The 22,808-nt window shown below is 63.8% G+C and carries 22 protein-coding genes, 1 rRNA gene and 1 riboswitch; of the genes, 15 read left to right on the top strand and 8 right to left on the bottom strand.

The genetic code is table 11. From position 1 onward, the window contains the following. Positions 1 to 97 (top strand): 5S ribosomal RNA (gene rrf / locus CH262_RS21940); the annotation flags it as partial. Positions 98 to 1,211: 1,114 nt separating this feature from the next. Here the strand turns inward: rrf and CH262_RS21950 are convergent. Then, positions 1,212 to 1,496, bottom strand: coding sequence for a GNAT family N-acetyltransferase (locus CH262_RS21950; RefSeq protein ID WP_032385085.1), 285 nt, complete (start codon positions 1,494 to 1,496; stop codon positions 1,212 to 1,214). Between the two features lie 183 nt (positions 1,497 to 1,679). Here CH262_RS21950 and CH262_RS21955 point away from each other — a divergent pair, with 183 nt between their 5' ends. Both CH262_RS21955 and CH262_RS21960 read left to right on the top strand, forming a co-directional pair. Continuing rightward, the gene (locus CH262_RS21955; protein WP_032365542.1) at positions 1,680 to 2,447 is read left to right on the top strand and encodes a hypothetical protein; all 768 of its coding nucleotides are present in this window, start codon (positions 1,680 to 1,682) and stop codon (positions 2,445 to 2,447) included. 237 nt (positions 2,448 to 2,684) lie between these two features. Beyond that, positions 2,685 to 3,005, top strand: coding sequence for a colicin immunity domain-containing protein (locus tag CH262_RS21960; protein ID WP_027497963.1), 321 nt, complete (start codon positions 2,685 to 2,687; stop codon positions 3,003 to 3,005). A 17-nt stretch (positions 3,006 to 3,022) separates the two neighbouring features. Here the strand turns inward: CH262_RS21960 and CH262_RS21965 are convergent, their stop codons facing one another. Continuing rightward, a complete protein-coding gene (locus CH262_RS21965) occupies positions 3,023 to 3,385 on the bottom strand; it encodes a helix-turn-helix domain-containing protein (protein WP_032385084.1) in 363 nt (120 codons plus the stop codon). A gap of 65 nt (positions 3,386 to 3,450) precedes the next feature. On the opposite strand from CH262_RS21965, the gene CH262_RS21970 reads away from it, so the two are divergent. Then, positions 3,451 to 4,107, top strand: coding sequence for an FMN-dependent NADH-azoreductase (locus CH262_RS21970; RefSeq protein ID WP_080731785.1), 657 nt, complete (start codon positions 3,451 to 3,453; stop codon positions 4,105 to 4,107). Positions 4,108 to 4,127: 20 nt separating this feature from the next. Continuing rightward, a complete protein-coding gene (locus tag CH262_RS21975) occupies positions 4,128 to 5,393 on the top strand; it encodes an LCP family protein (protein ID WP_052056527.1) in 1,266 nt (421 codons plus the stop codon). Between the two features lie 17 nt (positions 5,394 to 5,410). Here CH262_RS21975 and CH262_RS21980 read toward each other — a convergent pair whose 3' ends face one another. From CH262_RS21980 to CH262_RS28225, 6 genes are all read right to left on the bottom strand, one after another. Then, entirely contained in the window at positions 5,411 to 6,148 is a 738-nt protein-coding gene (locus CH262_RS21980; RefSeq protein WP_032385083.1) for an ABC transporter ATP-binding protein, read from the bottom strand. After that, positions 6,141 to 6,977 carry an ABC transporter permease gene (locus CH262_RS21985; RefSeq protein WP_032385082.1) on the bottom strand — a complete coding sequence of 279 codons (837 nt, stop codon included), beginning with the start codon at positions 6,975 to 6,977 and terminating at the stop codon, positions 6,141 to 6,143. The genes CH262_RS21980 and CH262_RS21985 overlap by 8 nt, the downstream gene beginning before the upstream one ends. Beyond that, the gene (locus CH262_RS21990; RefSeq protein ID WP_045840965.1) at positions 6,955 to 7,941 is read right to left on the bottom strand and encodes an ABC transporter substrate-binding protein; all 987 of its coding nucleotides are present in this window, start codon (positions 7,939 to 7,941) and stop codon (positions 6,955 to 6,957) included. The genes CH262_RS21985 and CH262_RS21990 overlap by 23 nt, the downstream gene beginning before the upstream one ends. Before the next feature lie 23 nt (positions 7,942 to 7,964). After that, a complete protein-coding gene (locus tag CH262_RS21995; RefSeq protein ID WP_032385080.1) occupies positions 7,965 to 8,687 on the bottom strand; it encodes a TenA family protein in 723 nt (240 codons plus the stop codon). Beyond that, a riboswitch (TPP riboswitch) is annotated at positions 8,681 to 8,780 on the bottom strand. (Overlaps the previous gene by 7 nt.) Before the next feature lie 62 nt (positions 8,781 to 8,842). Beyond that, positions 8,843 to 10,240: a sugar porter family MFS transporter gene (locus tag CH262_RS22000; protein ID WP_027497956.1), complete on the bottom strand. Its 1,398-nt coding sequence runs from the start codon at positions 10,238 to 10,240 to the stop codon at positions 8,843 to 8,845. Positions 10,241 to 10,356: 116 nt separating this feature from the next. Beyond that, positions 10,357 to 11,037, bottom strand: coding sequence for a hypothetical protein (locus CH262_RS28225; RefSeq protein ID WP_052056524.1), 681 nt, complete (start codon positions 11,035 to 11,037; stop codon positions 10,357 to 10,359). Positions 11,038 to 11,138: 101 nt separating this feature from the next. On the opposite strand from CH262_RS28225, the gene CH262_RS22010 reads away from it, so the two are divergent. From CH262_RS22010 to CH262_RS22055, 10 genes are all read left to right on the top strand, one after another. Continuing rightward, entirely contained in the window at positions 11,139 to 12,704 is a 1,566-nt protein-coding gene (locus CH262_RS22010) for a carboxylesterase/lipase family protein (protein ID WP_094718482.1), read from the top strand. Positions 12,705 to 12,900: 196 nt separating this feature from the next. Further along, positions 12,901 to 14,421 (top strand): ATP-dependent DNA ligase, encoded by a 1,521-nt coding sequence (locus tag CH262_RS22015; protein ID WP_094718483.1) that lies wholly within the window; start codon positions 12,901 to 12,903, stop codon positions 14,419 to 14,421. Positions 14,422 to 14,531: 110 nt separating this feature from the next. Beyond that, positions 14,532 to 15,371, top strand: coding sequence for a nitrilase-related carbon-nitrogen hydrolase (locus CH262_RS22020; protein ID WP_218829321.1), 840 nt, complete (start codon positions 14,532 to 14,534; stop codon positions 15,369 to 15,371). Further along, the gene (hydA, locus tag CH262_RS22025; protein WP_032365551.1) at positions 15,371 to 16,792 is read left to right on the top strand and encodes a dihydropyrimidinase; all 1,422 of its coding nucleotides are present in this window, start codon (positions 15,371 to 15,373) and stop codon (positions 16,790 to 16,792) included. The genes CH262_RS22020 and hydA overlap by 1 nt, the downstream gene beginning before the upstream one ends. Positions 16,793 to 16,794: 2 nt before the next feature. Beyond that, a complete protein-coding gene (locus CH262_RS22030) occupies positions 16,795 to 17,826 on the top strand; it encodes a TIGR03842 family LLM class F420-dependent oxidoreductase (protein ID WP_032383714.1) in 1,032 nt (343 codons plus the stop codon). Beyond that, a complete protein-coding gene (locus tag CH262_RS22035) occupies positions 17,823 to 18,758 on the top strand; it encodes an ABC transporter permease (RefSeq protein ID WP_032385078.1) in 936 nt (311 codons plus the stop codon). Before CH262_RS22030 ends, CH262_RS22035 begins: the two co-directional genes overlap by 4 nt. Continuing rightward, positions 18,755 to 19,534, top strand: coding sequence for an ABC transporter ATP-binding protein (locus CH262_RS22040; RefSeq protein ID WP_032385077.1), 780 nt, complete (start codon positions 18,755 to 18,757; stop codon positions 19,532 to 19,534). The genes CH262_RS22035 and CH262_RS22040 overlap by 4 nt, the downstream gene beginning before the upstream one ends. Beyond that, positions 19,531 to 20,274, top strand: coding sequence for an ABC transporter permease (locus CH262_RS22045; RefSeq protein ID WP_032385076.1), 744 nt, complete (start codon positions 19,531 to 19,533; stop codon positions 20,272 to 20,274). The genes CH262_RS22040 and CH262_RS22045 overlap by 4 nt, the downstream gene beginning before the upstream one ends. 12 nt (positions 20,275 to 20,286) lie before the next feature. Next, a complete protein-coding gene (locus CH262_RS22050) occupies positions 20,287 to 21,423 on the top strand; it encodes an ABC transporter substrate-binding protein (RefSeq protein WP_218829320.1) in 1,137 nt (378 codons plus the stop codon). After that, positions 21,424 to 22,728 (top strand): aspartate aminotransferase family protein, encoded by a 1,305-nt coding sequence (locus CH262_RS22055; protein ID WP_032385075.1) that lies wholly within the window; start codon positions 21,424 to 21,426, stop codon positions 22,726 to 22,728. Positions 22,729 to 22,808: the final 80 nt, after the last annotated feature.

The raw sequence follows: 22,808 nt of genomic DNA on the forward strand, positions 1-22,808 counted from the left end.
GGAAACGCCCGGTCCCATTCCGAACCCGGAAGCTAAGCCCTCCAGCGCCGATGGTACTGCACTCGACAGGGTGTGGGAGAGTAGGACACCGCCGAACACAACGTGAACCAAACAACCCCCGACCATCACGGTCGGGGGTTGTTTGCATTCGAAACCAACACCAACACAACAGTATTCACCGCGCTCGTTGACCTGAACGCGCAGGCATCGACACCTGCACCCCCCAGTCCCATCATCGCCATACGGACCGCCCGTCCAGCCACACCCGGTCGCACACGCGCGCGCACTCGCCGGACGCGAGCAGAACAGCGACACCACACTGCACGCACCCGACAAACGCGCGCGCATTCGCATAGCACCAGAGGTGCCGGCACCACGTCGCCTCCGACAGTGCCGGACGTTCACTCGCAACACCCACCCCCGTCGCATACGCGAGCGCATCGCGCAGACAAAGGGGATCGGTGATCCCCAGCCGTGTCGGCCGCTGAGACGCCACCCCCACCCCGTTCGCACACGCGAGCGCGTTTGCCACACGCGAGCAGAACAGAGACACCGGACTGCGCGTACCTGACAAACGCGCGCGCGTTCGCGTACATCGGGAAGGTCTACCGACCGATCGAATCGGAGTAGTCGGGCCACACTCCACCACTCGTTCGAGTGCGCCCCTGGAACGCCCAGCTGCACAACAATTCTCGAGCGCCGAATTTAATCAGTGGAGTTCGATGCCTCGGCAGTGCATGATCGTCGTACGGGTACATCGCATCGATCGTGGAGGTGGACAATGGCAGCAAATTTCGAGCTCGCAGGCCGGGACGTCGTCTACACGCGATCCGCGGCTATTGCCGATCACGCTCTCTGAGTAGAGCTTTCGCGGATCGAGGCCGATGAGCCTCGACAACGACGCGTCGACTATTTTGCGCCGCACGGCTGTGCTCCGTGTGAGGCGTCCATTCTTTCTGTAGGAGAACAGATGTACTACGAACATGTCTCGAGTGAACATCGACAACGGGTTGCCCGGGGTGTCGAGAACTACGAACGGCGTCGCGTAGCAGCCGAGCGGGCTGCGGAAAGTGTTGCGGCACAGGAACGAATCGAACCCGTTCGGGAATCGGTCGGGAAAACCACTGGGAACGACGAGGGAACACCCGGAAACGGTGACAGTTCCGAATCCGGTATTGGGTCCGGATTCGTCTCGGCAAATCGCTGACCGGTCAACGTTTGACCAGATGTGCATATCGATCGCCGGCTGCGTCGATGAAGTCGCGCACGAACCAGCACGCAGGGACCACTTGGAGGCCCTGCGTGCTGGTGTCGTCGAGGGCGTATTCGGTGAGCGCGGCGGCCAGCCCTCGGCCGCGGAACCGAGGCAGTGTCACGGTGTGGTGGAAGGTTCGGACGCCGTTCGACTCGAAGTACTCGGAGTACCCGGCCGGCTCGGAGTCGACGTGAATCTCGAATCGGTGGGCGGCGGTGTCATGGGTGATCGTCACCGGCATTGCGGTACCTCCTGGCAGTGTTCGATGTCTCCACGGTAACCGGCAGCCGAACGGCGATCTTCCGGTAGTTACTCGAGCACGCATCGACGCAGTAGGCTGAGGGAAACCGAGTCGTGCGAGCGCCACCCGTCGCAACACCTCTCTTCATAAGTACGGGGCGCTCGAGGCTTAAGGCGGCAAACCGTGGAAGACACATCCGACCGGGGAATCAAGGCTTTCATCAGAACCGTCGCGCAGCGCGGTGGACGCGCGGAGCGTCTGACCACCTCGCGTCGCAATCCCGTTCAGGTCTGGTCGATGGACGGTAAGTCCTCGTGCATCGTGCGTGTGCGATCGAAGGTGACGGGCGACTGGAAAGCCCGCAGACAGGACGAGTCGCTCGAGAGCGACGACACGGGGTCGTCGTACTGGGTGTTCGTGGACCTGGCAACCGAGGAACCGCGTTTCTACATGGTGTCCTCCGAGGAGATGGCGTCGGATATTCGCGGAGAAGTGGATCTGTGGGTACAGGATTCGCCGCTGCGGACGCGAACCGGGCATCACGCCATTGCAGTCGACAGGGTGGCTCACGGCAGTGAGCGCTGGGAACTGCTGGGACTGAGCGCCACCTTGGACACGTCGGTCGACGTCGGACCCGAGCAGACGTGGGTTCGCACGCCCAGGGTCAAAGCAACGCGGAAGTCCAAGGTCGTCGTCGAAGAGGAAGTGATCGACAACCGGGTACGGGTGGTGGCCGATTGCGAGGGATACCGGCTCAGCGGGCGATTCGACCCGCACACTCAGCGCCTGGAAATCACGGCCGGGCCGATGGAGGGTCGACGCTTCGACAACCCGTCCGTCGCCGCCAGTGCCGTCGCCACGCATATCAGTGGAGATGTCGAGGAGCGGGACGGCTGGCAGTTCTGGCAGTTGGACACTCCCGATCGCGCCCCTCTCGGTTCCTTTCAGTAAGAACTAGCAGGTGAACGCGGTGATTTTGTGAGCTTTCACCAAGTTCGCGCAAGGTGCGGAAACCGTCGAAGTGTCTGATTAACCTGGCGCTTGTACGACGAGCTCCCTGTTTCAATCGCTGGGTCGAATCGATGCTCGAGAGTTCGTCTGTGCATCGGGTTTCGGGTTTCGGGTCTCAGCGAGCTCGACGGTCGACAGTGCGAGGGGTGCTGTCGACCGTGGGGAGAGGTATTCACCATGGAGCAGTCATACCGAGCGGCATCCGCTCATTCGTCCCGCTTCCTTTTTCTCATCGCACAGTTCGTCGATCGGAGAATTCCGGCGGAGTTCTTCTCGACGCAGTTTCGAGAACTCCAGAACACGCGGGTGACGTACCTCGATGCAGAGGTGTCGTCGGTGATCGGGATGCTGTCGGTCGACGTCGGGGCGTATCTGGGAGACGTCGACCTTCGCGGCGTGGACTACATCGATGCGGAACAGCTGTGGCGTGCAGCCGGCCACGCGTTTCGTGACCTCATGACATTGCAGTCCGAGCAGTTCGAGCGCGAGGCCGGCTGATCGGCCGCCGCAGCCCGTCAGCGAAATCGATCACGGTGTCGCAGAAGGTCTTCCAGCCGGAAGCGTCGGTGGGTGCCTCGCATTTCGATCGGTAGGTCTCCGGCGTCTGCCAAGCGCCGGACGTAGGTGTCGGAGACACCGAGTACCTCTGCCGCTTGCGAGGTCGTCAGCAGTTTTTCGACGGTTCCGATGGCCACAGCCCTGGCGGTGGCCAGCTGGGTGAGCAGTTCGAGCACCGCAGCGCGCGCGGGGTCGTCCAGGTCCACCGACACTCCGCCGAGACGGACATCGACGTCCGTGTCCGTGTTCTCGTGCAGTGCCGTCGTGATTCGTGCGGCGGAGCGCGAACTCAGCGCGCGGGTGACGAATCGGAAGTCCATCCGACCAGGATAGGAGCGTCCGGTTCGCCTAGGCTCGGGACACCCACCATCCGAGGAGTGTTTCAGTGCCGCAGTTGTTGCACCTGGATTCGTCTGCCGACCTGTCCCGTTCGATCAGCCGTCGGGTGACAGCCCACTTCTCGGACGCGTGGCACACCATCGGAACCGATCATTCGGTGATTCGCCGTGATCTGCACGTCAATGCATTGCCACATCTGCCGACCTCGGCACTGCATTGGGCACCGCACCTGCGGACTGCCGACGAGACCGTGGACGCGGCAGCCGAGGCTCTTCAGGTCGAGCTGATCGAGGAACTGATCTCCGCGGACGTCGTACTGATCGGTGCGCCGATGTACAACTGGTCGATCCCGTCGACGCTGAAGGCGTGGATCGACTACGTGCACGTTCCCGGAATCACGGTGCCGTTCGACGGCGACACAGCACCACTCGTCGGCAAGCCTGCGGTTGTGGTCACCAGTCGGGGGAACGAGTACACCCCGGGCTCGGAGGCAGCGTCGATCGACCACACCACGGGGCAGCTGCGGCAGGTTCTCGGTGCCGCACTGGGCATGGACGTGCATTTCGTCCCGATCGACCTGACCCTTGCCGAGCGGGTTGCCGGTCTGGCACCGAAGATTCCGCAGGCTCGGGCCAGCCTCGACACGGCATTATCGGCCGTCGACGAGCTCGCGCGGCGTTTGGGCACGATCTCGCCCGTGTGAGAGCCGAGTAGCCTGTCAGGGTGCAACCGAACGGCCCTGGTAGCGGCATCGAACGTGGACCAGGACGCCACCGGTTGGCGCGTCCGTCCGGCGACCACGCTGTTGCGCTGCGGATCGGCCGAGTGCTCGTTGCGACGGCGGCGGTGGCGTCCGTCGCAGTCAGTGGCGTCGGATTCGCGGTCTACCGGGAGGCAACCACCGGACTGACCACCTCCGATGCGCTCGACGGTATCGCGAACAACGATCCGGATGTCAACGGTGCCGACACCAACATTCTGTTGATCGGGCTCGACAGTCGTAAGGACATGGACGGCAACGATCTGCCGGCCGCGTTCGTCACCGACACCCTGCATGCCGGTGACAGCGACGTCGGGGGATACAACACCAATACGCTTCTGCTGGTGCATCTTCCGGCCGGCGGTGGACGAGCGACAGCGCTGTCGATACCGCGCGACGACTACGTCGACGTTCCCGGGTACGGCAAGCGCAAGATCAAGGAGGCCTACGGGCTCGCCAAGGCCGATGCCGACACCCAATTGCTCGACGAGGGTGTCACCGACGCGGCCGAGCGTGAGCGTCGGGCACGCGAGGCGGGCCGCCGCTCGACGCTGACGGCCGTTCGCGATCTCCTCGATGTGCCGATCGATCACTTCGCGGAAGTCAATCTTCTGGGCTTCTACGACGTGGCGACGGCAGTCGGCCCGATCCAGGTCTGCCTGAACAACCCGGTGCACGATACGTACTCGGGTGCGGACTTCCCTGCGGGTGCGCAGGAATTGAGCGCGACTCAGGCATTGTCCTTCGTGCGTCAACGGCACGGACTCGACAACGGTGACCTCGACAGAACCAAGCGGCAGCAGGCGTTCGTGGCCGGGGTTATGGCCAAGCTCAGCGCATCCGGCGTGCTGGCGAACATCAGCGAATTGCGTGCGCTGATCGCGGGTACCAAGAACGACATCGTCATCGACGCAGGCCTCGACCCGATCGGCCTTGCCGGGGGAGCCAATGCCGTCATGAAGGGCGATATCGACTTCTACACGCTGCCGATCACGGGCTACGACACCGTCGACGGTCAGGACGTCAATCTCGTCGACGTCGACGCCATCAGAGCCGACGCAGCGCGATTGATCGGTCCTGCGCAACCGGCGCCCGCAGCCCTCGACCCGACGTCGGATCCGGCACCACCACCACCGCTCGAGGTGGCCGTACCCGAGCCGTCCCAGGATCTACCGGCCGCCCCGGATCAGGGTGTGCACAGCAACGGCGGCATCCCCTGCGTCGACTGATCCCTGCGTCGACTGGGTCAATGGTTCGGCGTGCTCGACAGAACATCCATCAACTGCTTCTCGATAGCGGCGAACTGTGGCGTCGTCACGATCTCGAGCTCCCGGGGTCGAGGCAGCGGTACGTCGACCTGTCGTCGAACGTGGGCGGGTCGTGGCGAGAGGACCACCACCCGATCGGACAGGTAGACCGCCTCGCGGATGTCGTGGGTGATCATCAGCACCGTCCACCTGAACTCCGACCAGACCTGCTGCAGCCAGGCCTGCATGTCACTACGGGTCAACGAGTCCAATGCCCCGAGGGGCTCGTCCAACAGCAACACCGACCGTCCCTGCACCACGGTGCGCAGCAGTGCTGCTCGTTGCCGCATGCCACCGGACAGTTCGGACGGGCGAGCGGACTCGTACCCGTCGAGACCGAACACCGGGAACAACTCGCGTGCCCGAGCTCGTGCCTCCTTCTTGGCGACGCCTTGTACTTCGAGGCCGAGCGAGGTGTTGTCGAGCACCGATCGCCATGGGAACAGCAGGTCCTTCTGCGGCATGTACGCGCACGGCGGGACTCTGACCGAGCCCGAATCGGGTGTATCGAGGCCGGCGAGCATGTTGAACACCGTGCTCTTACCCGAGCCGCTCGGACCGATGATCGACACGAATTCACCGGGCCGGACGCCGAACGACACGCCGTCGAGTACCGGTTTTCCGCCGAACGATTTTCTCAGAGCCGAGATGTCGATGCTGTGCTCGAGTTCAGACATTGTGGCCCGCCGACCCCTGACGTGCCCACGGGGCGACGACGCGTTCGACCACGAACGTCGAGACGAACAGGAGCACGCTGATCACCGCGGTGACGGCAACGGCTGCAAGTACCAAATCGGTACGGAACGAATTCTTCTGCTGACTCATGTAGATACCGAGCCCTGCTGTAGCTCCCGCGTATTCGGCAAAGATCGCACCGACGACGGCGTAGGTGATGCCGATGCGAAGCGAGGTGAAGAATCGAGGAAGTGCCGACGGTAGCCGCACGTAGCGGAACTGCTGCCAGCGGCCGGCCCCCATGGTGGACAGGAGGGCTCGCGCGTCGCGATCTGCGGCGGCGAACCCCTCGATGAGCCCGATGGCCATGGGAAAGAACGTCGCCAGTGCGATCACGAGAATCTTCGGTAACAGGCCGAACCCGAACCAGATGATGAGCAGCGGTGCGATGGCGATGATCGGCAGTGTCTGCGAGACGACGAACAAGGGTACGAACGCACGGCGCAGCCACGGCGAGAAGTCCACGGCGATGGCGAGCAGCCAGGCCAGCACGAGAGAGACTGCGAACCCGACGAGTGTCACCTGCAGTGTCGCTGCGGCATTCTCGGCAATCGCCTCGCGTTGGGCCCAGCCTTGCGTGAGAACGCGGCCGGGGGAGGGCAGTACCTGTGGCCTGATGCCGCTCACCTCGACATAGATCTGCCACACCGCGATCGACAGGACGACGACGGTCACCGCGGGCCATGCCCACCGCAACGAAGCTCGGACACCGCTGAGCGAGAACGTATCTCGCTCGGCGGTCACCGGCTCATCGATCGCCGAGGTAGTCATCGGTGAAATAGGTGGACCAGTCCGGTTCGGCGCTCAGCGGCGCACCGTTCTGATCGGTGAGTACCCCGCTGTCGTAGAGAAACTTCGAGTACGCGGTCCACGTGTCGATACTCTGTCGTCCGACCTCGCCCGCGGAATCCTTCATGTACTTCTCTGCGAGCATCTTCTGACTCTCGAACACCAACGACTCGTCGGTGAACGTGCCGGGATTGGCGTCGATCAGATCCTGAGCCGCCCTGTCCGGATCGTCCGCTGCGAGTTGGTAGCCACGCTGCAGCGCCTGCACGAACTTCTTCGCCTCGTCCGGATGCGCAGCCAGCCACGGCTCGTTCCCGCTGATGGTGATGGCGTAAGCGTCGGGGAACCCGTAATCGGTGTAGTCGAAGTACTTCATCGGCGTTCCGCTGTGCTCTGCCTCGATGCCCTCCCACGCGAGGTAGGACACGGTGAAGTCCGCAGTGCCGGAGTACACCGCCTCGTAGGCAGATGTGCCGAGCACTACGGTCTCGTATTCGCCTGTGCCACCGTCGTTCTCGATGACCTGCCGGAGCCCGGCCTGCTCGCCGGATTCACCGAAACCGGCGTAGACCTTGCCGTCGAGTGCGCGTGGGCTCGCGATGTCGTCCCGATCCGCACGCACTCCGATGCCGGTGGCCCAGTGCTGCAGTGGTGCGAGGACGGACACGGTCCGGGCACCGGCCGATCTTGCGAAGACCGTCGAACTCTGGGTGCTGATACCGAACTCGGCGTTACCTGCATCGACGAGCGTGTCCGCGGCGGTGTTGTTGTACGGCAGTACTTCCACATCGAGCCCGGCGTCGGCGAAGTAACCCTCCTGAAGGGCGACGTAGAGGCCGGTGTGATTGGTGTTGGGAGTCCAGTCGAGGGCGAAACGGATGGTGTCGGAATCCGTCGACTGCGAGCAGCCGGCCATCACCGTGGTCGCGAGGACCGTCGCCACCATCACCGTGAGCAATCGAGACGTTCTCATGCGTGCACCGCGCTCTCGGTCGATGGCCACGGAGTGGGGTGTAATGCGCTGTGCCAGAACATCAATTCGTACCTCGACGCAACGACGAAGGCGTCGATCATCTGCTCACGCTGCAGTTCCGTCGCAAAGTCGGCCGCGTCGTCGACGAAGCCCTTGGCGGCGTCGACGAGGGCATGGAATTCGGGTGCGTCGTAGTTGGCCACCCACTGTGCGTAGGGATGACCGGGATCGCGCGCGAGCACGGCTTTCGCCGCTCCGGCGAGCGAGCGGCCGACGTCGGCGTAGATCCAGAAGCACGGCAGAACAGCTGCCGCCGCAACGGGATACGGCTCGGTCGCGGCGACGGCCGTCAGGTAGGAGGTGTAGCCGAGGCATGCCGGTGAAGGCGTCGGCGTCTCGGTGGAGGGCGGAAGAACGTCTCCGGTGAGCATGGCCTCGTGCGAGGCGGCCTCGTCCATCGCGCTCGCTGCAGCGCCGGCCCAGAAGGCTCCGGCCACCGGTGTCGGCGCGTGCGCTGCCAGCAGGGACAGCGACTTCACATAGCCACCGAGATACAGCGAATCCTGTTCCAGATATCGACGGAACGCGTCGAGGGGAAGGGTTCCCGCACCGAGTTGGCGGAGGAATTCCAGATCGTCGATCGCGCGTCTGATGTGCGCGGATGCGTCCCAGAGTCGATCGGTGAAGCGGACCGGGTCCGCAGATACAACAGGCGTCATCGCCTTGACATCCCTTCGTCAGTATTACCTGCATCAGGTTCGGCGGGTTTGATCTCAGCATCCGCATCGGCGGACACACCCCGTGTCAGAACGTCAGTGACAGTAACACCGGTCACGATGTGCCGGTGTTACTGCCCCTTCACCTCGGCCTGGGTCTAGCCCAGCATGTCCTCGAGCTCCATGCCCTTGGTCTCGCGGATGTTGGACTTGACGAAAAGGAACGACAACGCAGCGAAGAGTGCGAAGCCGGCGTAGATGACCCACAATCCGACGGACGACGTCAGTGGTGGGAAAGCAAGCGTGACAGCGAAGTTGGCGATCCAGTTCGCAGCCGTACCGATGCCGAGAGCCATGGCGCGCATCCGGTTGGGGAACATCTCGCCGAGCATGACCCACATGATCGGTCCCCAGGTCGATGCGAAGAAGATGACGAACAGATTCGCCCCGACCAACGCGATCGCACCCCACGGCGACGGCAGACTGACCTCGTCGCCGCTGCCGGTCGCCTGCGAGAAGGCGACGGATGCCATGACGAGTCCGACGAACATTCCGATGGACCCCGCCATCAGCAGCTTGCGCCTGCCGATGCGATCGACGAACAGAATCGCCACGAACGTCATGGCCACGTTGATGACCGCGGTGATGACCGAGGTGGTGAAAGACTGGTCCTCGGTGAACCCGACCGACCGCCACAGAGTCGTCGAGTAGTAGAAGATCGCATTGATGCCGACCAGCTGTTGCAGGACGGCCATCGTGATGCCCACCCAGACGATCGGCTGCAGACCGAACTTGGGGCCACGGATGTCGGCGAACGACGATCGGGCCTCCTTGCGCAGCGTCAGCCTGATCTCGTGCACTCGCTCGTCGGGATGCAGCTCGCCGGTGATGTTCGCCAGAACCGCGGCGGCTTCCTCGTCCAGATGCTGACCCACCAGGTAGCGGGGTGACTCGGGGATCAGGGTGGCCAGGATTCCGTAGACCAGAGCGGGGACCACACCGACGAGGAACATCCAGCGCCACGCCTCGACACCGAACCACAGGTCGTTGGAGGCTCCGTCGGCCGCACCCGCGAGAAGGGCGTCGGACAGCAGGGCAGCGAAGATGCCGATGGTGATCGCCAATTGCTGCAGCGAGGCCAGCGCGCCACGCCATTTGGCGGGAGCGATTTCGGCGATGTAGGCCGGTGCGATGACCGACGCGATGCCGATGCCGAGACCGCCGAGCACACGCCAGAGCATGAGATCGGGAACGCTGAACGCTAGCCCGGAGCCGACCGAGGAAATGACGAACAGGGCCGAGCCGAGCAGCATCACCTTCTTGCGGCCCCAGCGATCGGCGAGGCTACCGGCGAACCAGGCACCGATCGCGCAGCCGATCAGGGCGATCGCAACCACGAAGCCGGTGGTGAACGAGCCGAGAGAGAAGTGGTCTTCGATCGAATCGACAGCTCCGTTGATGACCGAACTGTCGAAGCCGAACAGGAAGCCGCCTACAGCGGCGGCGACGCTGACGCCGATGACCTTCGCTGTGTGACGGTCCGAGGTCTGATTCATGTGTGATGCACCTTCTGGCCGCGCGCGGGCGCCGGCCGCTGGGGAGACCGTACGGCAGGGATTGTCGTACCGTCCTGGGACATTACGCCTGGTCTTTCGCCGCGCGAACGACGCCGTCAGCGAAGGTCGAAATCGTCGTCCGAGACGGTGAATCCGTGGCCGACCTGATCGGTGCAGGTGACTCCGGTCTGCTCGTCGACGCTGCATCGAAGCCCGTTGGTGGATCCGCTACCCGCGACGGTGAGTTCTTCGCCGTACGGGAGTGCCGCCGCGGGTCCGTCGAATCGGTGGAACTTGGGATCGCCCAGGCTCTCGAACTTCGCGGGGGAGCCGGCGATGATCTGCACGGAATTGGGTTTCACCCGTTCGGAGGATGCACTGTCGGTCACCTCGGGGGCCGAGTCGGGCAGCGAGCCGTGGCAACCGGCGATCGACGTCTCTTGTACGGCTATACCGCACTCGAACTTGCCGCTGGGGCTCGTGAAGTAGTACCAGCCCGGAGCCTTGCCCGCGTACTGTGTCGGGTTCGCTTGCTGCGCAACCACATTCGGCGTGGTCTTCGTGGTGCTGGACGGTGTGGTGCTGGACGGTGCCGTGGAGGACGGTGTCGTGGAGGACGGCGTGGCAGGCACACTGCTCGACGGCAGGCCACGGTCGGTGGTCGGAACCGCGGTGATCGGCTGGGGGCGGTCGGTGATGACCGTCGCCATGGGTCCGTCACCTCCGCCGCCCGAACCGCAGGCAGACAACAGACACACTCCGACGACCGCCGCCAGGGCGGATCCAATTCTCTTCATGACTCGTTCCTCGGTTCGATGGGAGCGCTGGCGGGGGTTTCGAGGAGGCCGGCGTCGGGGATGGAGTTGGTACGTTGAGCAACGACCCGAAGGGAGGTGCGATGGACGACACCACGTCCGACTCCACCGTGCGTGTGAGCACGCCGTACGGCGACGTTCTCGGCTACCCGGTTGCGGCCGACGCATCGCCGACAGTCGCCTGGAGGGGTATTCCGTACGCGACGCCGCCGGTGGGTGAGTTGCGGTTTCGAGCACCGCGTCCCCTGCAGCCGTGGAACGGCGTGCTCGACGGTCTGCACTTCGGTGCGATGGCACCGCAGGGCCGCGACAGCCCGGTCCCGATCGATCCGTCGTTGTCGATCTCCGAGGATTGCCTGTCGCTCAACGTGTGGGCACCACGGCCAGACGGCGAACTGCGTCCGGTGCTGGTGTGGATCCACGGCGGCGCGTATTCGCTCGGTTCGTCCGCGCAACAGGTGTACGACGGGCGACATCTGAGCGAGAACGGCGACGTGGTCGTGGTCTCGATCAACTTTCGTCTCGGCGCATTCGGCTTTCTCGATCTGTCGTCCTTCTCCACCGACGAACACGTCTTCGAGACCAATCTCGGCTTGCGCGACCAGATTGCGGCGCTGCACTGGGTCCGGGAGTGCATCTCCGCCTTCGGTGGGGACCCCGACGAGATCACCGTCTTCGGCGAGTCCTCCGGGGGCGCGTCGGTCACCACTCTGATGACCTCGCCCAAGGCCGAGGGGCTCTTCCATCGAGCGATCGTGCAAAGTGCCCCGGCCACGTCCGTGTACGGTCCCGAACGCGGCGCTGCGGTGGCCGCCCGGTTCCTCGAGCTCGTGGGGGTCGACCGCGAGGACGTCGGCGAGTTGCTCGAGATGCACTTCAGCAGACTGGTCACCGCGGGGGACACCCTCTGCTACGAGATTCCGACCACAGTGCCTGGGACACTGGGGCTTTCGCCCGTCGTCGACGGAGACATCGTGCCCCGCTATCCGGTCGCGGCCTTCCAGAAAGGTCTGTCGCACAGAATTCCGTTGATCATCGGCACCAACCACGACGAGCCCTCGATCTTCCGGTTCATGAAGTCCCCGTTGATGCCGATCACGTCCGACACCGTCTCGGAGATGTTCAAGGCCATCGCGCACGATCACGCGGACATGCCCGCCTCGCGCATCGCGGAGATCATGGCCGCCTACCCGGACAGGAACAAACCCGCTGGGGCGCAGGCGATCTCGCGTGATGCAGGCTTCGTCATGCCGAGTCTGTGGATCGCCGACGGGCACAGTAGACATTCGCCGACCTGGATGTACCGTTTCGATCACGCGACGCCGATGCTCAAGGCCGCGCGAGTAGGGGCCGGCCACGCGACCGAACTGCCGTACGTGTTCGGCAATTTCGGAACTCTCAACCGAGATCCCACCTTCTGGCTGGGGGGTCGCAAACCGGCGATGGCGGTGTCGGCCCGGATGCAGCGGCGGTGGCTGGCCTTCGCGCGGTACGGAGTACCGGCCGCGCTGGACGCGTCCAAGCACTGGGCCCCGTACACCGAGAAGAATCGATGGACTCTGGTGATCGATACGTCCGACACTCTCGTCGACGATCCCGACGGAGACATGCGCGCTGCGTGGGGCGACCGGGTGGTGGGATTCAGCTGACCCGTCGCCGGCCCGCCGCCGGGTCGTTCCGCAGGCTTCACTCCTGCTCGGGACGTCACAGGCATGCATCGAACGTAACAGCAAGAACACCGGCCGCTGGAGTCACAGCGGTAACAATTGAATGTCAGGCAGGAGTGGAGCCTGCGGAATGACCCGGTTGGGTAGGCCAGTCGGTGGGTGCGGTTATGTTCGATGAGTGCTGATGTCCAGGATTGTCGAAACCTCTCGGGCCGTGGCCGCGACGCGTTCGCGCAAGGTCAAGATCGAGGAGCTCGGTGCTGTGCTGTCCGAGGCACAGGCGGGTGACATCGAACCGGCGGTGTCGTGGTTGTCGGGCGAATTGCCGCAGGGACGGATCGGGGTCGGCTGGCGCACACTCGCAGATCTGGATGTCCCGTCCGCCTCGGAGTCGACACTGACGGTTGCCGAGGTGGACGAGAGGTTGTCCGAGGTGGCGGCGACGTCGGGCGCTGGTTCGGCTGCGCGACGTTCGGCCCTGCTGCTGGACTTGTTCTCGCGGACCACTGCCGACGAGCGTGCGTTCGTCATCAGGTTGGTCACGGGCGAGCTGAGGCAAGGTGCGCTCGAGGGCATCATGGTCGATGCTGTCGCGGCTGCCACAGCTCTGCCGCAGGCGTCGGTGCGGCGCGCGTTCATGCTGTCCGGTCGATTGTCTGCCACTGCCGTCGCCGCCATGACCGGTGGTGTCGAGGCATTGAACGCCTTTCGGCTCGAAGTCGGTCGGCCGGTTCGCCCGATGCTGGCGTCGCCGGCGGAGTCCCTTCGGGGTGCGTGGGAGCAGCTGGCGGGGGATGTGACGGTCGAGTACAAGCTGGACGGTGCCCGAATTCAGGTGCATCGCTCGGGATCCGACGTGAGCATCTACACCCGCACCCTGCGCGATATCACCGCCGGTGTGCCCGAGCTGGTGGAACTGGTCCGTGCACTTCCCTGCGAGTCGGTGGTCCTCGATGGCGAAACACTCGCACTGGACGACAGTGGCAGGCCGCGTCCGTTCCAGGAGACGATGAGCCGGTTCGGTGCCGAGAGCGCACACGAATTGTTGCTGCAGCCCTATTTCTTCGACTGTCTGCATCTCGACGGCGTCGATCTGCTCGACGCTCCACTCGAAGAGCGTCTCGCAGCGCTCGACAAGGTGGCGCCGGGCCATCGGATTCCGAGTGCCGTACGGCCCGACGCCGACGGGGCGGCCGCCCACTTCGATGCTGCGCTCGATGCCGGGCACGAGGGAGTCATGCTCAAGGCCCTGAGCGCCCCGTATGCGGCAGGCCGGCGCGGAAAGAGTTGGCAGAAGGTCAAACCCGAACACACTCTCGATCTCGTCGTTCTCGGCGCGGAGTGGGGATACGGTCGACGTACGGGCTTTCTGTCCAACTTGCATCTGGGGGCCCGCGATCCCGACGGCGGCGAACCGATCATGGTCGGCAAGACGTTCAAAGGCCTGACCGATGTGCTGCTGCAGTGGCAGACGGAGGAATTCCCGAAGCACGAACGCGAGCGAGATCAGCACACCGTGTACCTGCGGCCCGAGTTGATAGTCGAAATCGAACTCGACGGAGTGCAGGTCAGCTCGCGCTATCCGGGCGGGGTAGCGCTGCGTTTCGCCCGAGTGTTGCGATACCGACCGGACAAGAACCTTGCCACCGCAGACACCATCGATGCAGTCCGCGCGTTGTTGCCCAACTCGAACTCGTGAGTTCGCCGAGAACTGTGCACGATTAATACATACGAAACCGGACGAACGATCCCGTAACACGGCGCAAAATACCTTGAGGGTGCAAGCCAGCGAGAGATGGAGTGCCGATGATGTCCACAGTTCGAGCTGCGTTGGTCCAGAGCACGTGGACCGGTGACAAAGAATCGATGATCGAGGCACACGAGGGGTTCGCTCGGTCAGCCGCCGAGCAGGGCGCGAAAGTTGTCTGCTTTCAGGAGCTTTTCTACGGTCCGTACTTCTGCCAGCTCCAGGATGCGAAATTCTACGAGTACGCCGAATCCGTACCGGGCCCGACGGTCGACCGGTTCGCGGCGTTGGCGAAAGAGCTCGGGATCGTCATGATCCTGCCCGTCTACGAGCAGGAACAGCCCGGGTTGCTCTACAACACCGCTGCTGTGGTCGACGCAGACGGCACGTATCTCGGTAAATACCGCAAGCATCACATTCCCCACGTCAACGGATTCTGGGAGAAGTTCTATTTTCGCCCCGGCAACCTGGGGTGGCCGGTGTTCGATACCGCCGTCGGCCGCATCGGCGTCTACATCTGTTACGACCGGCATTTTCCCGAAGGCTGGCGTGCTCTCGGACTTGCCGGTGCCGAGATCGTCTTCAATCCCTCGGCAACCTCACGGGGTCTGTCGAATTATCTGTGGAAACTCGAGCAACCGGCCTCGGCCGTCGCGAACGAGTACTACGTGGGTGCGATCAACCGCGTCGGAATCGAATCCGAGTACGGCGAAGACGATTTCTACGGCACCAGCTACTTCGTGGACCCCGAGGGCAAATTCGTCGGCGAGGTGGCGTCGGATTCCAAGTCCGAGATCGTCGTTCGAGACCTGGACATGGACCTGATCAAAGTGGTTCGTGACCGATGGGCGTTCTACCGTGACCGCAGACCCGACGCCTACGGCCCGCTGGTGCAACCCTGATGGCCACCACCTTCGTGCACGGCGGCACTGTCGTATCCACCACCGGCGCACAGGAACTGGATGTGCTCATCGACGGTGAGACCATCGTCGCAGTGCTGGCACCCGGCTCGGTGTCCTTGGCCGCAGATCTGAAGACATCTGCGGACGTCGTCATCGATGCCACCGGGAAGTACGTGATTCCGGGCGGCGTGGACGGACACACGCACATGGAGATGCCGTTCGGGGGCACGTTCGCCTCCGATACCTTCGAAACCGGGACGCGCGCAGCGGCGTGGGGTGGTACGACGACCATCGTGGATTTCGCCATCCAGACTCCCGGCCAACGCGTCCAGGACACTCTGGCGCAGTGGCACGACAAGGCCGCCGGTCGGTGCGCGATCGATTACGGGTTTCATCAGATCATCGGCGACGTCACCGATGATTCGCTGAAAGCCATGAGCGAGTTGGTCTCCGAGGGTGTCACCAGCTTCAAACTCTTCATGGCGTATCCGGGGGTCTTCTACTCCGACGACGGCAAGATCCTGCGAGCCATGCAGTCGGCGGCGGAAACGGGTGCGCTGTTGATGATGCACGCGGAGAACGGGATTGCCATCGATGTCCTCGTGGCCCAGTCCATCGCACGCGGCGACACGGCCCCGTACTTCCACGGGACATCGCGTCCGTGGCAGCTGGAGGAAGAGGCGACGCATCGAGCGATCATGCTGGCCGACGTCACCGGAGCGCCGCTGTACGTCGTGCACGTATCGGCAAAGCAGGCTCTCGAACAGATTGCGCAGGCTCGGGGCAACGGGCAGAACGTGTTTGCCGAGACGTGTCCGCAGTACCTCTATCTCTCGCTCGAAGAACAACTCGGTGCACCCGGCTTCGAGGGGGCCAAATGGGTCTGCTCGACGCCCCTGCGGTCGCGGGCCGAGGGTCATCAGGACGAATTGTGGCGCTACCTGCGCACCGGTGACGTGGCAACCGTCAGTACCGACCATTGCCCGTTCTGCATGAAGGACCAGAAAGAAATGGGAATCGGCGATTTCTCCAAGATTCCCAACGGAATCGGTTCGGTGGAACATCGCATCGACTTGATGTTCCAGGGGGTCAAGAGCGGCAAGATCACCCTCGAGAAGTGGGTCGACGTCTGTTGCACCACCCCGGCCCGGATGTTCGGTATGTATCCGAGAAAGGGCGTCATCAGCCCGGGAGCAGATGCCGACATCGTGATCTACGACCCGAACGGGCACACCAGCATCGGGGTCGAGAAGACTCACCACATGAACATGGACTATTCGGCGTACGAGGGTTTCGAGATCGACGGCCACGTGGACACCGTGATGTCTCGCGGGCGCGTCATCGTCGACAGTGGATCCTATTCCGGCACCGCGGGACACGGCCGCTTCGTTCGCCGCGACCTGTCACAGAATCTGATCTGAGCATGGACATCGGGGTGGTGCTGCAGTGCAATCCGCCGGCGTCGCGGGTGATCGATCTGGCCAGACAGGCCGAGACGCATGGGTTTTCGCACGTATGGACGTTCGATTCGCATCTGCTGTGGCAGGAACCGTACGTCATCTACAGTCAGATTCTGGCCGCGACCAGGCGTGTGACCGTGGGTCCGATGGTCACCAATCCGGCTACCCGCGATTGGACCGTGACGGCGTCGACGTTCGCGACACTCAACGACATGTTCGGCAATCGAACCGTCTGCGGCATCGGTCGGGGTGATTCCGCGGTCCGCGCCCTCGGAGGGAAGCCGACAACACTTGCCTCGCTTCGGGACTCGATCGAGGTGATCCGAAGTTTGGCCAACGGGCGTAGCGCTCGGGTGGGTGAGACGACGGTGCAGTTTCCGTGGGCGGAGCACTCGACGCTGGAGGTGTGGGTCGCGGCGTACGGACCGAAAGCCCTCGAGCTCACCGGGCAGGTAGCGGACGGATTCATTCTGCAATTGGCAGATCCGGACATTGCTGCGTGGACGATCGGCCGAGTGCGCGCGGCGGCCGAGCAGGCGGGCCGAGATCCGGATTCGATCTCGATCTGCGTGGCAGCTCCCGCCTACGTCACCGACGGTACCGAGGCCGGTCTCGAACATGCCCGCGACCAATGTCGTTGGTTCGGTGGAATGGTCGGAAATCACGTCGCCGATATCGTCGCACGCTACGGCGGTGACGGCGGCGGTGTTCCGCAGGCACTCACCGACTACATCGCGGCGCGCAAAGGGTACGACTACAACGAGCACGGTCGAGCCGGAAACTCGCACGCAGAATTCGTTCCGGACGAGGTGATCGACAGGTTCTGCCTACTGGGCACCCCGGCCGATCACATCGCCAAGCTGAAGGAGCTCGAGGCGCTCGGCGTCGACCAGTTCTCGGTGTACCTGCAGCACGACGCCAAGGCAGCGACGCTCGAAGCGTACGGAGAGAGCATTATCCCGCAGATTCGCACATCTGTGACGGCTACGTCGTGACAGGTGTTCTCGATCAGGCGGCGGTGGTGACACCGAGTCCTGCCCGCTCGGCGCGAGGGCTTCGTCGTCCGGTCATGGCGGTAGCGGCAGTCGTGCTGTTGCTGGTGTTGTGGGAGCTGGTGAAGGTGCTGGTCCCCGAAAACGGCGTCAGTGTCGGTGGTGTGCGGGTGTTGCCGCGCACCGACGACGGCGCTCTGCCGCATGTGTGGTCGGTATCGGCGGCGCTGACCGAGCCGGAGGTGAACGTTGCCGGGGCGCGCAGTGTCGGCGCTGCGATCGTGTCCAGCGGACTGTTCACGTTCGGGCTCGCGGTACTCGGATTCGCGCTGGGTGCCGTCGTCGGACTGGTGCTGGCTGTCGCGATGCAACGATTCGTGTGGGTGGAGCGGTCCGTCTTGCCCTACGTGATCGTCTCGCAGACGGTGCCGCTGATTGCGCTGGCACCGCTCGTCGCCGGCTGGGGCGGGAAGATCGCCATCGGTGGGTATGCCTGGCAGCCGTGGATGAGCATCACCGTCATCGCGTCGTATCTCGCGTTCTTCCCGGTGGCGGTAGGGATGTTGCGCGGGCTACGTGCACCCGACCGGGCGTCCCTGGATCTGATGCACAGTTACGCAGCCGGATGGTGGACCACTCTTCTGCGGCTACGGCTCCCGGCCTCGGTGCCGCACCTGATCCCGTCTCTGCGGCTGGCTGCTGCTGCCGCTGTGATCGGTGCAGTCGTTGCCGAGATCTCGACCGGAACCACCGGCGGTATCGGCAGGCAGATCATCGTGTTTTCGCAACAGGCGACGGGCGATGCGTCTCGTCTGTACGCAGCTGTCCTGGGTGCAGCGGTGCTCGGACTCGTGGTCACCGGATTGGTGGCCCTGCTCGATATCGCGCTCGGTCGATACGCAGGCCGTACTCCTGCACGAAGGGCGGATTCATGACCGTGCATGCCGTCCACGTCGAGAGCGTCGGTAAGACGTTCGACGGGGGAGTGACGGCGCTGGAGAATGTGTCGCTGTTCATCGCTCCCGGCGAATTCGTCTCCCTGATCGGACCTTCCGGCTGCGGCAAGTCGACGCTGCTTCGCGTCATCGCAGATCTCGAGCAACCCACCTCCGGTGCGGTGTCGGTGTTCGGTCTGACGGCGCGGAAAGCTCGCGTCGAACAGAAGTACGGCATCGCATTTCAACAGGCAGGACTGCTCGAGTGGAGAACGGTGCAGTCGAACGTTGCACTGCCGCTCGAGCTGCACAAGGTGTCCAAACGAGAACGGGCCGAACGGGTACGTGAACTGCTCGACCTCGTGGGACTCACCGATTTCGCCGACAGCTTTCCCAGCCAGTTGTCCGGGGGCATGCAGCAACGCGTCGCGATCGCTCGTGCACTGGCCCGAACACCGGGACTGTTGCTGATGGACGAACCGTTCGGCGCACTCGACGAGATGACACGCGAGAAGATGCAGAACGACTTGTTGCGCATAGCCGAGGAGTCGAGCGCAGCAGTGGTGTTCGTGACCCACTCCATTCCCGAAGCGGTGTATCTGTCCGATCGAGTGGTCGTGATGTCTCCCCGGCCGGGGAGGATCGTGGACACACTCAGGATCGACACCTTCGGCTCCGACGGGGACCCGCGTCAATCGACGGAATTCTTCGCCGCCATCACCTCGGTTCGGGATGCGCTGCACGGGCGCATGATCCGCGGTGCGGATCTCCGATGAAACTCTGGCTTCCGCCGGTGGTGTTCGGCGTTGTCGTGCTCGGATTGTGGCAGCTGCTGACCGTCGCCGCCGGGGTACCGTCGTTCCTGCTGCCGTCACCCAGTGCGATTGCCGAACAGTTCGCGCGCAACGCCGCGAACATCGGATCGGCAAGTGTGGCAACCGGAACCAATGCTCTGATCGGACTGGTCGCAGGATCTGTTCTCGGTCTTCTCGCAGCGGTGGTGGCCGTTCGCCTGCGGATCGTCGATGAGCTCCTGACCCCGTTGGCGGCGGGTGCGGCAGCGGTTCCCATCGTGGCCCTCGCTCCGGTGTTCAACTCGATGTTCTCCTCGACGACCGATCTACCGCGCCGCCTCGTGGTGACCATCGTCGTGTTCTTTCCGGTATTCGTCAGTGCCGCAAAAGGACTGCGTCAGGTATCGCCGGTACACCACGACTTGATGACGTCGTACGCGGTCGGCGGCTGGCAGTTCACGCGGATCGTTCGTCTCCCGTCCGCGGTGCCACACATCTTCACCGGGTTGCGGGTTGCTGCTCCGAATGCTGTCATTGCTGCCATCATCTGCGAGTACTTCGGTGGATTGCAGAACGGTTTGGGGTCGCGGATCACGTCCGCCGCGGCGAATACGGCCTATCCCCGGGCGTGGGCCTACGTAATGGGTGCCATTGCAGTCGGGTTGCTGTTCTTTCTGGTTGTCCTGTTGCTGGAGAAGCTCGTGTCCCGGCGTCGTACCTAGGAGAAGTCGAACGTGAAGATCACTCGAATCCCCAGAGCCCTTGTCGTCGTCGCCATGGCGCTGGCTGTGGTTGCCTCGGCCTGCAGCACCACCACGACCGACACCGATACCGGTGCCGACGGAAGCACCACGATCAAGCTGCAATTGCAGTGGTTCAAGCAGGGTCAGTTCGCGGGCTACCTCGCGGCCGTCGATCAGGGTTTCTACGCCGAGCAGGGCCTGAACGTCGAGATCCTCGACGGCGGAACGGATATCGTTCCGCAGACCGTGCTGGCGCAGGGGCAGGCCGATTACGCCGTCGCGTGGGTGCCGAAAGCGCTCGCGTCGCGCGAGGCAGGGGCCGGCATCACCGACGTGGCGCAGATCTATCAGAAGTCGGGCACCTTGCAGGTCTCGTTCAAGGATCAGAACATCGCGTCACCCGCCGACCTTCGCGGCAAGACCGTCGGAAACTGGGGCTACGGCAACGAATTCGAGTTGTTCGCAGGCATGACCAAGGCGGGCGTGAGTCCGTCCGACGTGACGCTGGTGCAGCAGCAGTTCGACATGAACGGTCTGTTGTCCGGCGATATCGCTGCGGCACAAGCGATGTCGTACAACGAGTACGCGCAGCTGCTCGAAACCGTGAACCCCGCAACGGGTGCGCTCTACACCGCAGACGATTTCACGTCGCTGAACTGGAACGACGACGGTGTCGCGATGCTGCAGGACGCGATCTGGGCCAATACCGACAAGCTTTCCGACGAGGCGTACCAGGATCAGACCGTGAAATTCCTGGCGGCATCATTGAAGGGCTGGATCTTCTGCCGAGACAACGTCGAGAAGTGCCGCGACATCACCGTCGCTGCGGGGTCCACACTCGGCGCGAGCCATCAACTCTGGCAGGTCAACGAAGTCAACAAATTGATCTGGCCGTCGGGTAACGGCATCGGGATGATCGACGAGGCCGCCTGGCAGCAAACCGTCGACATTGCCAAGACCACGAAGAACGCCGAGGGGTCCACCGTGCTCACCGCCGATCCCGACGCGGAGGCATACACCAACGAGTACGTCACGGAGGCGCTTGATTTGTTGAAGGCCGACGGTGTGGACGTCACCGGAGAGTCGTACGCTCCGATGGAGGTCACACTGGAGGAAGGCGGCAAGTAGATGGATCACGTGTTCTACTCCTGGTCGGCGCAGGCCGAACTGAACCCGATCACCGTCGAGGGTGCCGAGGGGTCGTGGTTCTGGGACGACAAGGGCAATCGGTACCTGGACTTCTCGTCCCAGTTGGTCAACGTCAATCTCGGGCATCAACACCCCGACGTGGTGGCCGCCATCGTCGAACAGGCCCAGGTTCTGACGACCATCTCTCCGACCGTGTCCAACAACAAGCGCAGTGAACTCGCTGCTCTGATCGCCGAACGCGCTCCGGGTGATCTGAACCGGGTGTTCTTCACGACGGGCGGTGCCGAAGCCGTCGAGCATGCGGTGAGGCTGGCGCGCCAGCACACCGGACGCACGAAGATGCTTGCCGCCTACCGCTCGTACCACGGCGGAACCGGAGTCGCTATCGGTCTCACCGGCGAGCCGCGGCGATGGGGTACCGAGCCGACCAACGTCGACGTCGTACGCTTCTTCGGGCCGTACCCGTACCGGTCGCCCTGGGGCACAACGACTCCCGAGGACGAGACAGCGGCAGCGCTGGCGCACCTCGAACAGGTCATCGTGCTCGAAGGCGCGCAGAACATCGCCGGACTGATCCTGGAATCGGTCATCGGTACCAACGGTGTGCTGATCCCGCCGCCCGGATATCTGGCCGGCGTTCGGGCACTGTGCGACAAGTACGGGATCGTCTACATCGCCGACGAAGTGATGGTCGGGTTCGGGCGAATCGGCGAATGGTTCGCGTGCCAGGCCTGGGATGTGACACCGGATCTGATCACCTTCGCCAAGGGCGTCAACTCCGGATACGTGCCCCTCGGCGGGGTCGTGATCTCGGAGAAGATCGCCTCGCAGTTCGACCACAAGCCGTATCCGGGCGGCTTGACCTACTCCGGTCACGTCCTCGGGTGTGCCGCGGGCGTCGCATCCATCGGGGTGTTCGAGCGCGACAAGATCCTTCCTCACGTGCGTCACGTCGGCGAGGACGTACTCGGTGCGGGCCTGTCCAAGCTGGCCGAATCGCATCCGAGCGTCGGTGAGGTGCGCGGCAAGGGATTCTTCTGGGCCGTCGAGCTGGTCAAGGACGGCACGACGCGGGAGCCGCTGGTGCCCTTCGCCGCGTCGGGCAAGGATGCGGCGGCGATGGGCACCGTGACCGCCGCGGCGAAGTCACGGGGTCTGTGGCCCTTCGTCGCAGGCAACCGTCTGCAGATCGCACCGCCACTGACGACGACCGAGGACGAGATTCGTCAGGGACTGGAAATCCTCGACGAGGTATTGACGGTGGCGGACGGGTTCACCGTCTGACTCGGGGTCGTGCGCGGAAACTCGCCCCAGACTACGAGGCAGGAGTGGAGCCTGCGGAACGACCCGAAAACACTGCGCGC

Origin of the sequence: Rhodococcus sp. 05-2255-1e (assembly GCF_002259025.1) — a bacterium.
In the GTDB taxonomy this organism is placed as follows: Bacteria; Actinomycetota; Actinomycetes; order Mycobacteriales; family Mycobacteriaceae; genus Rhodococcoides; species Rhodococcoides fascians.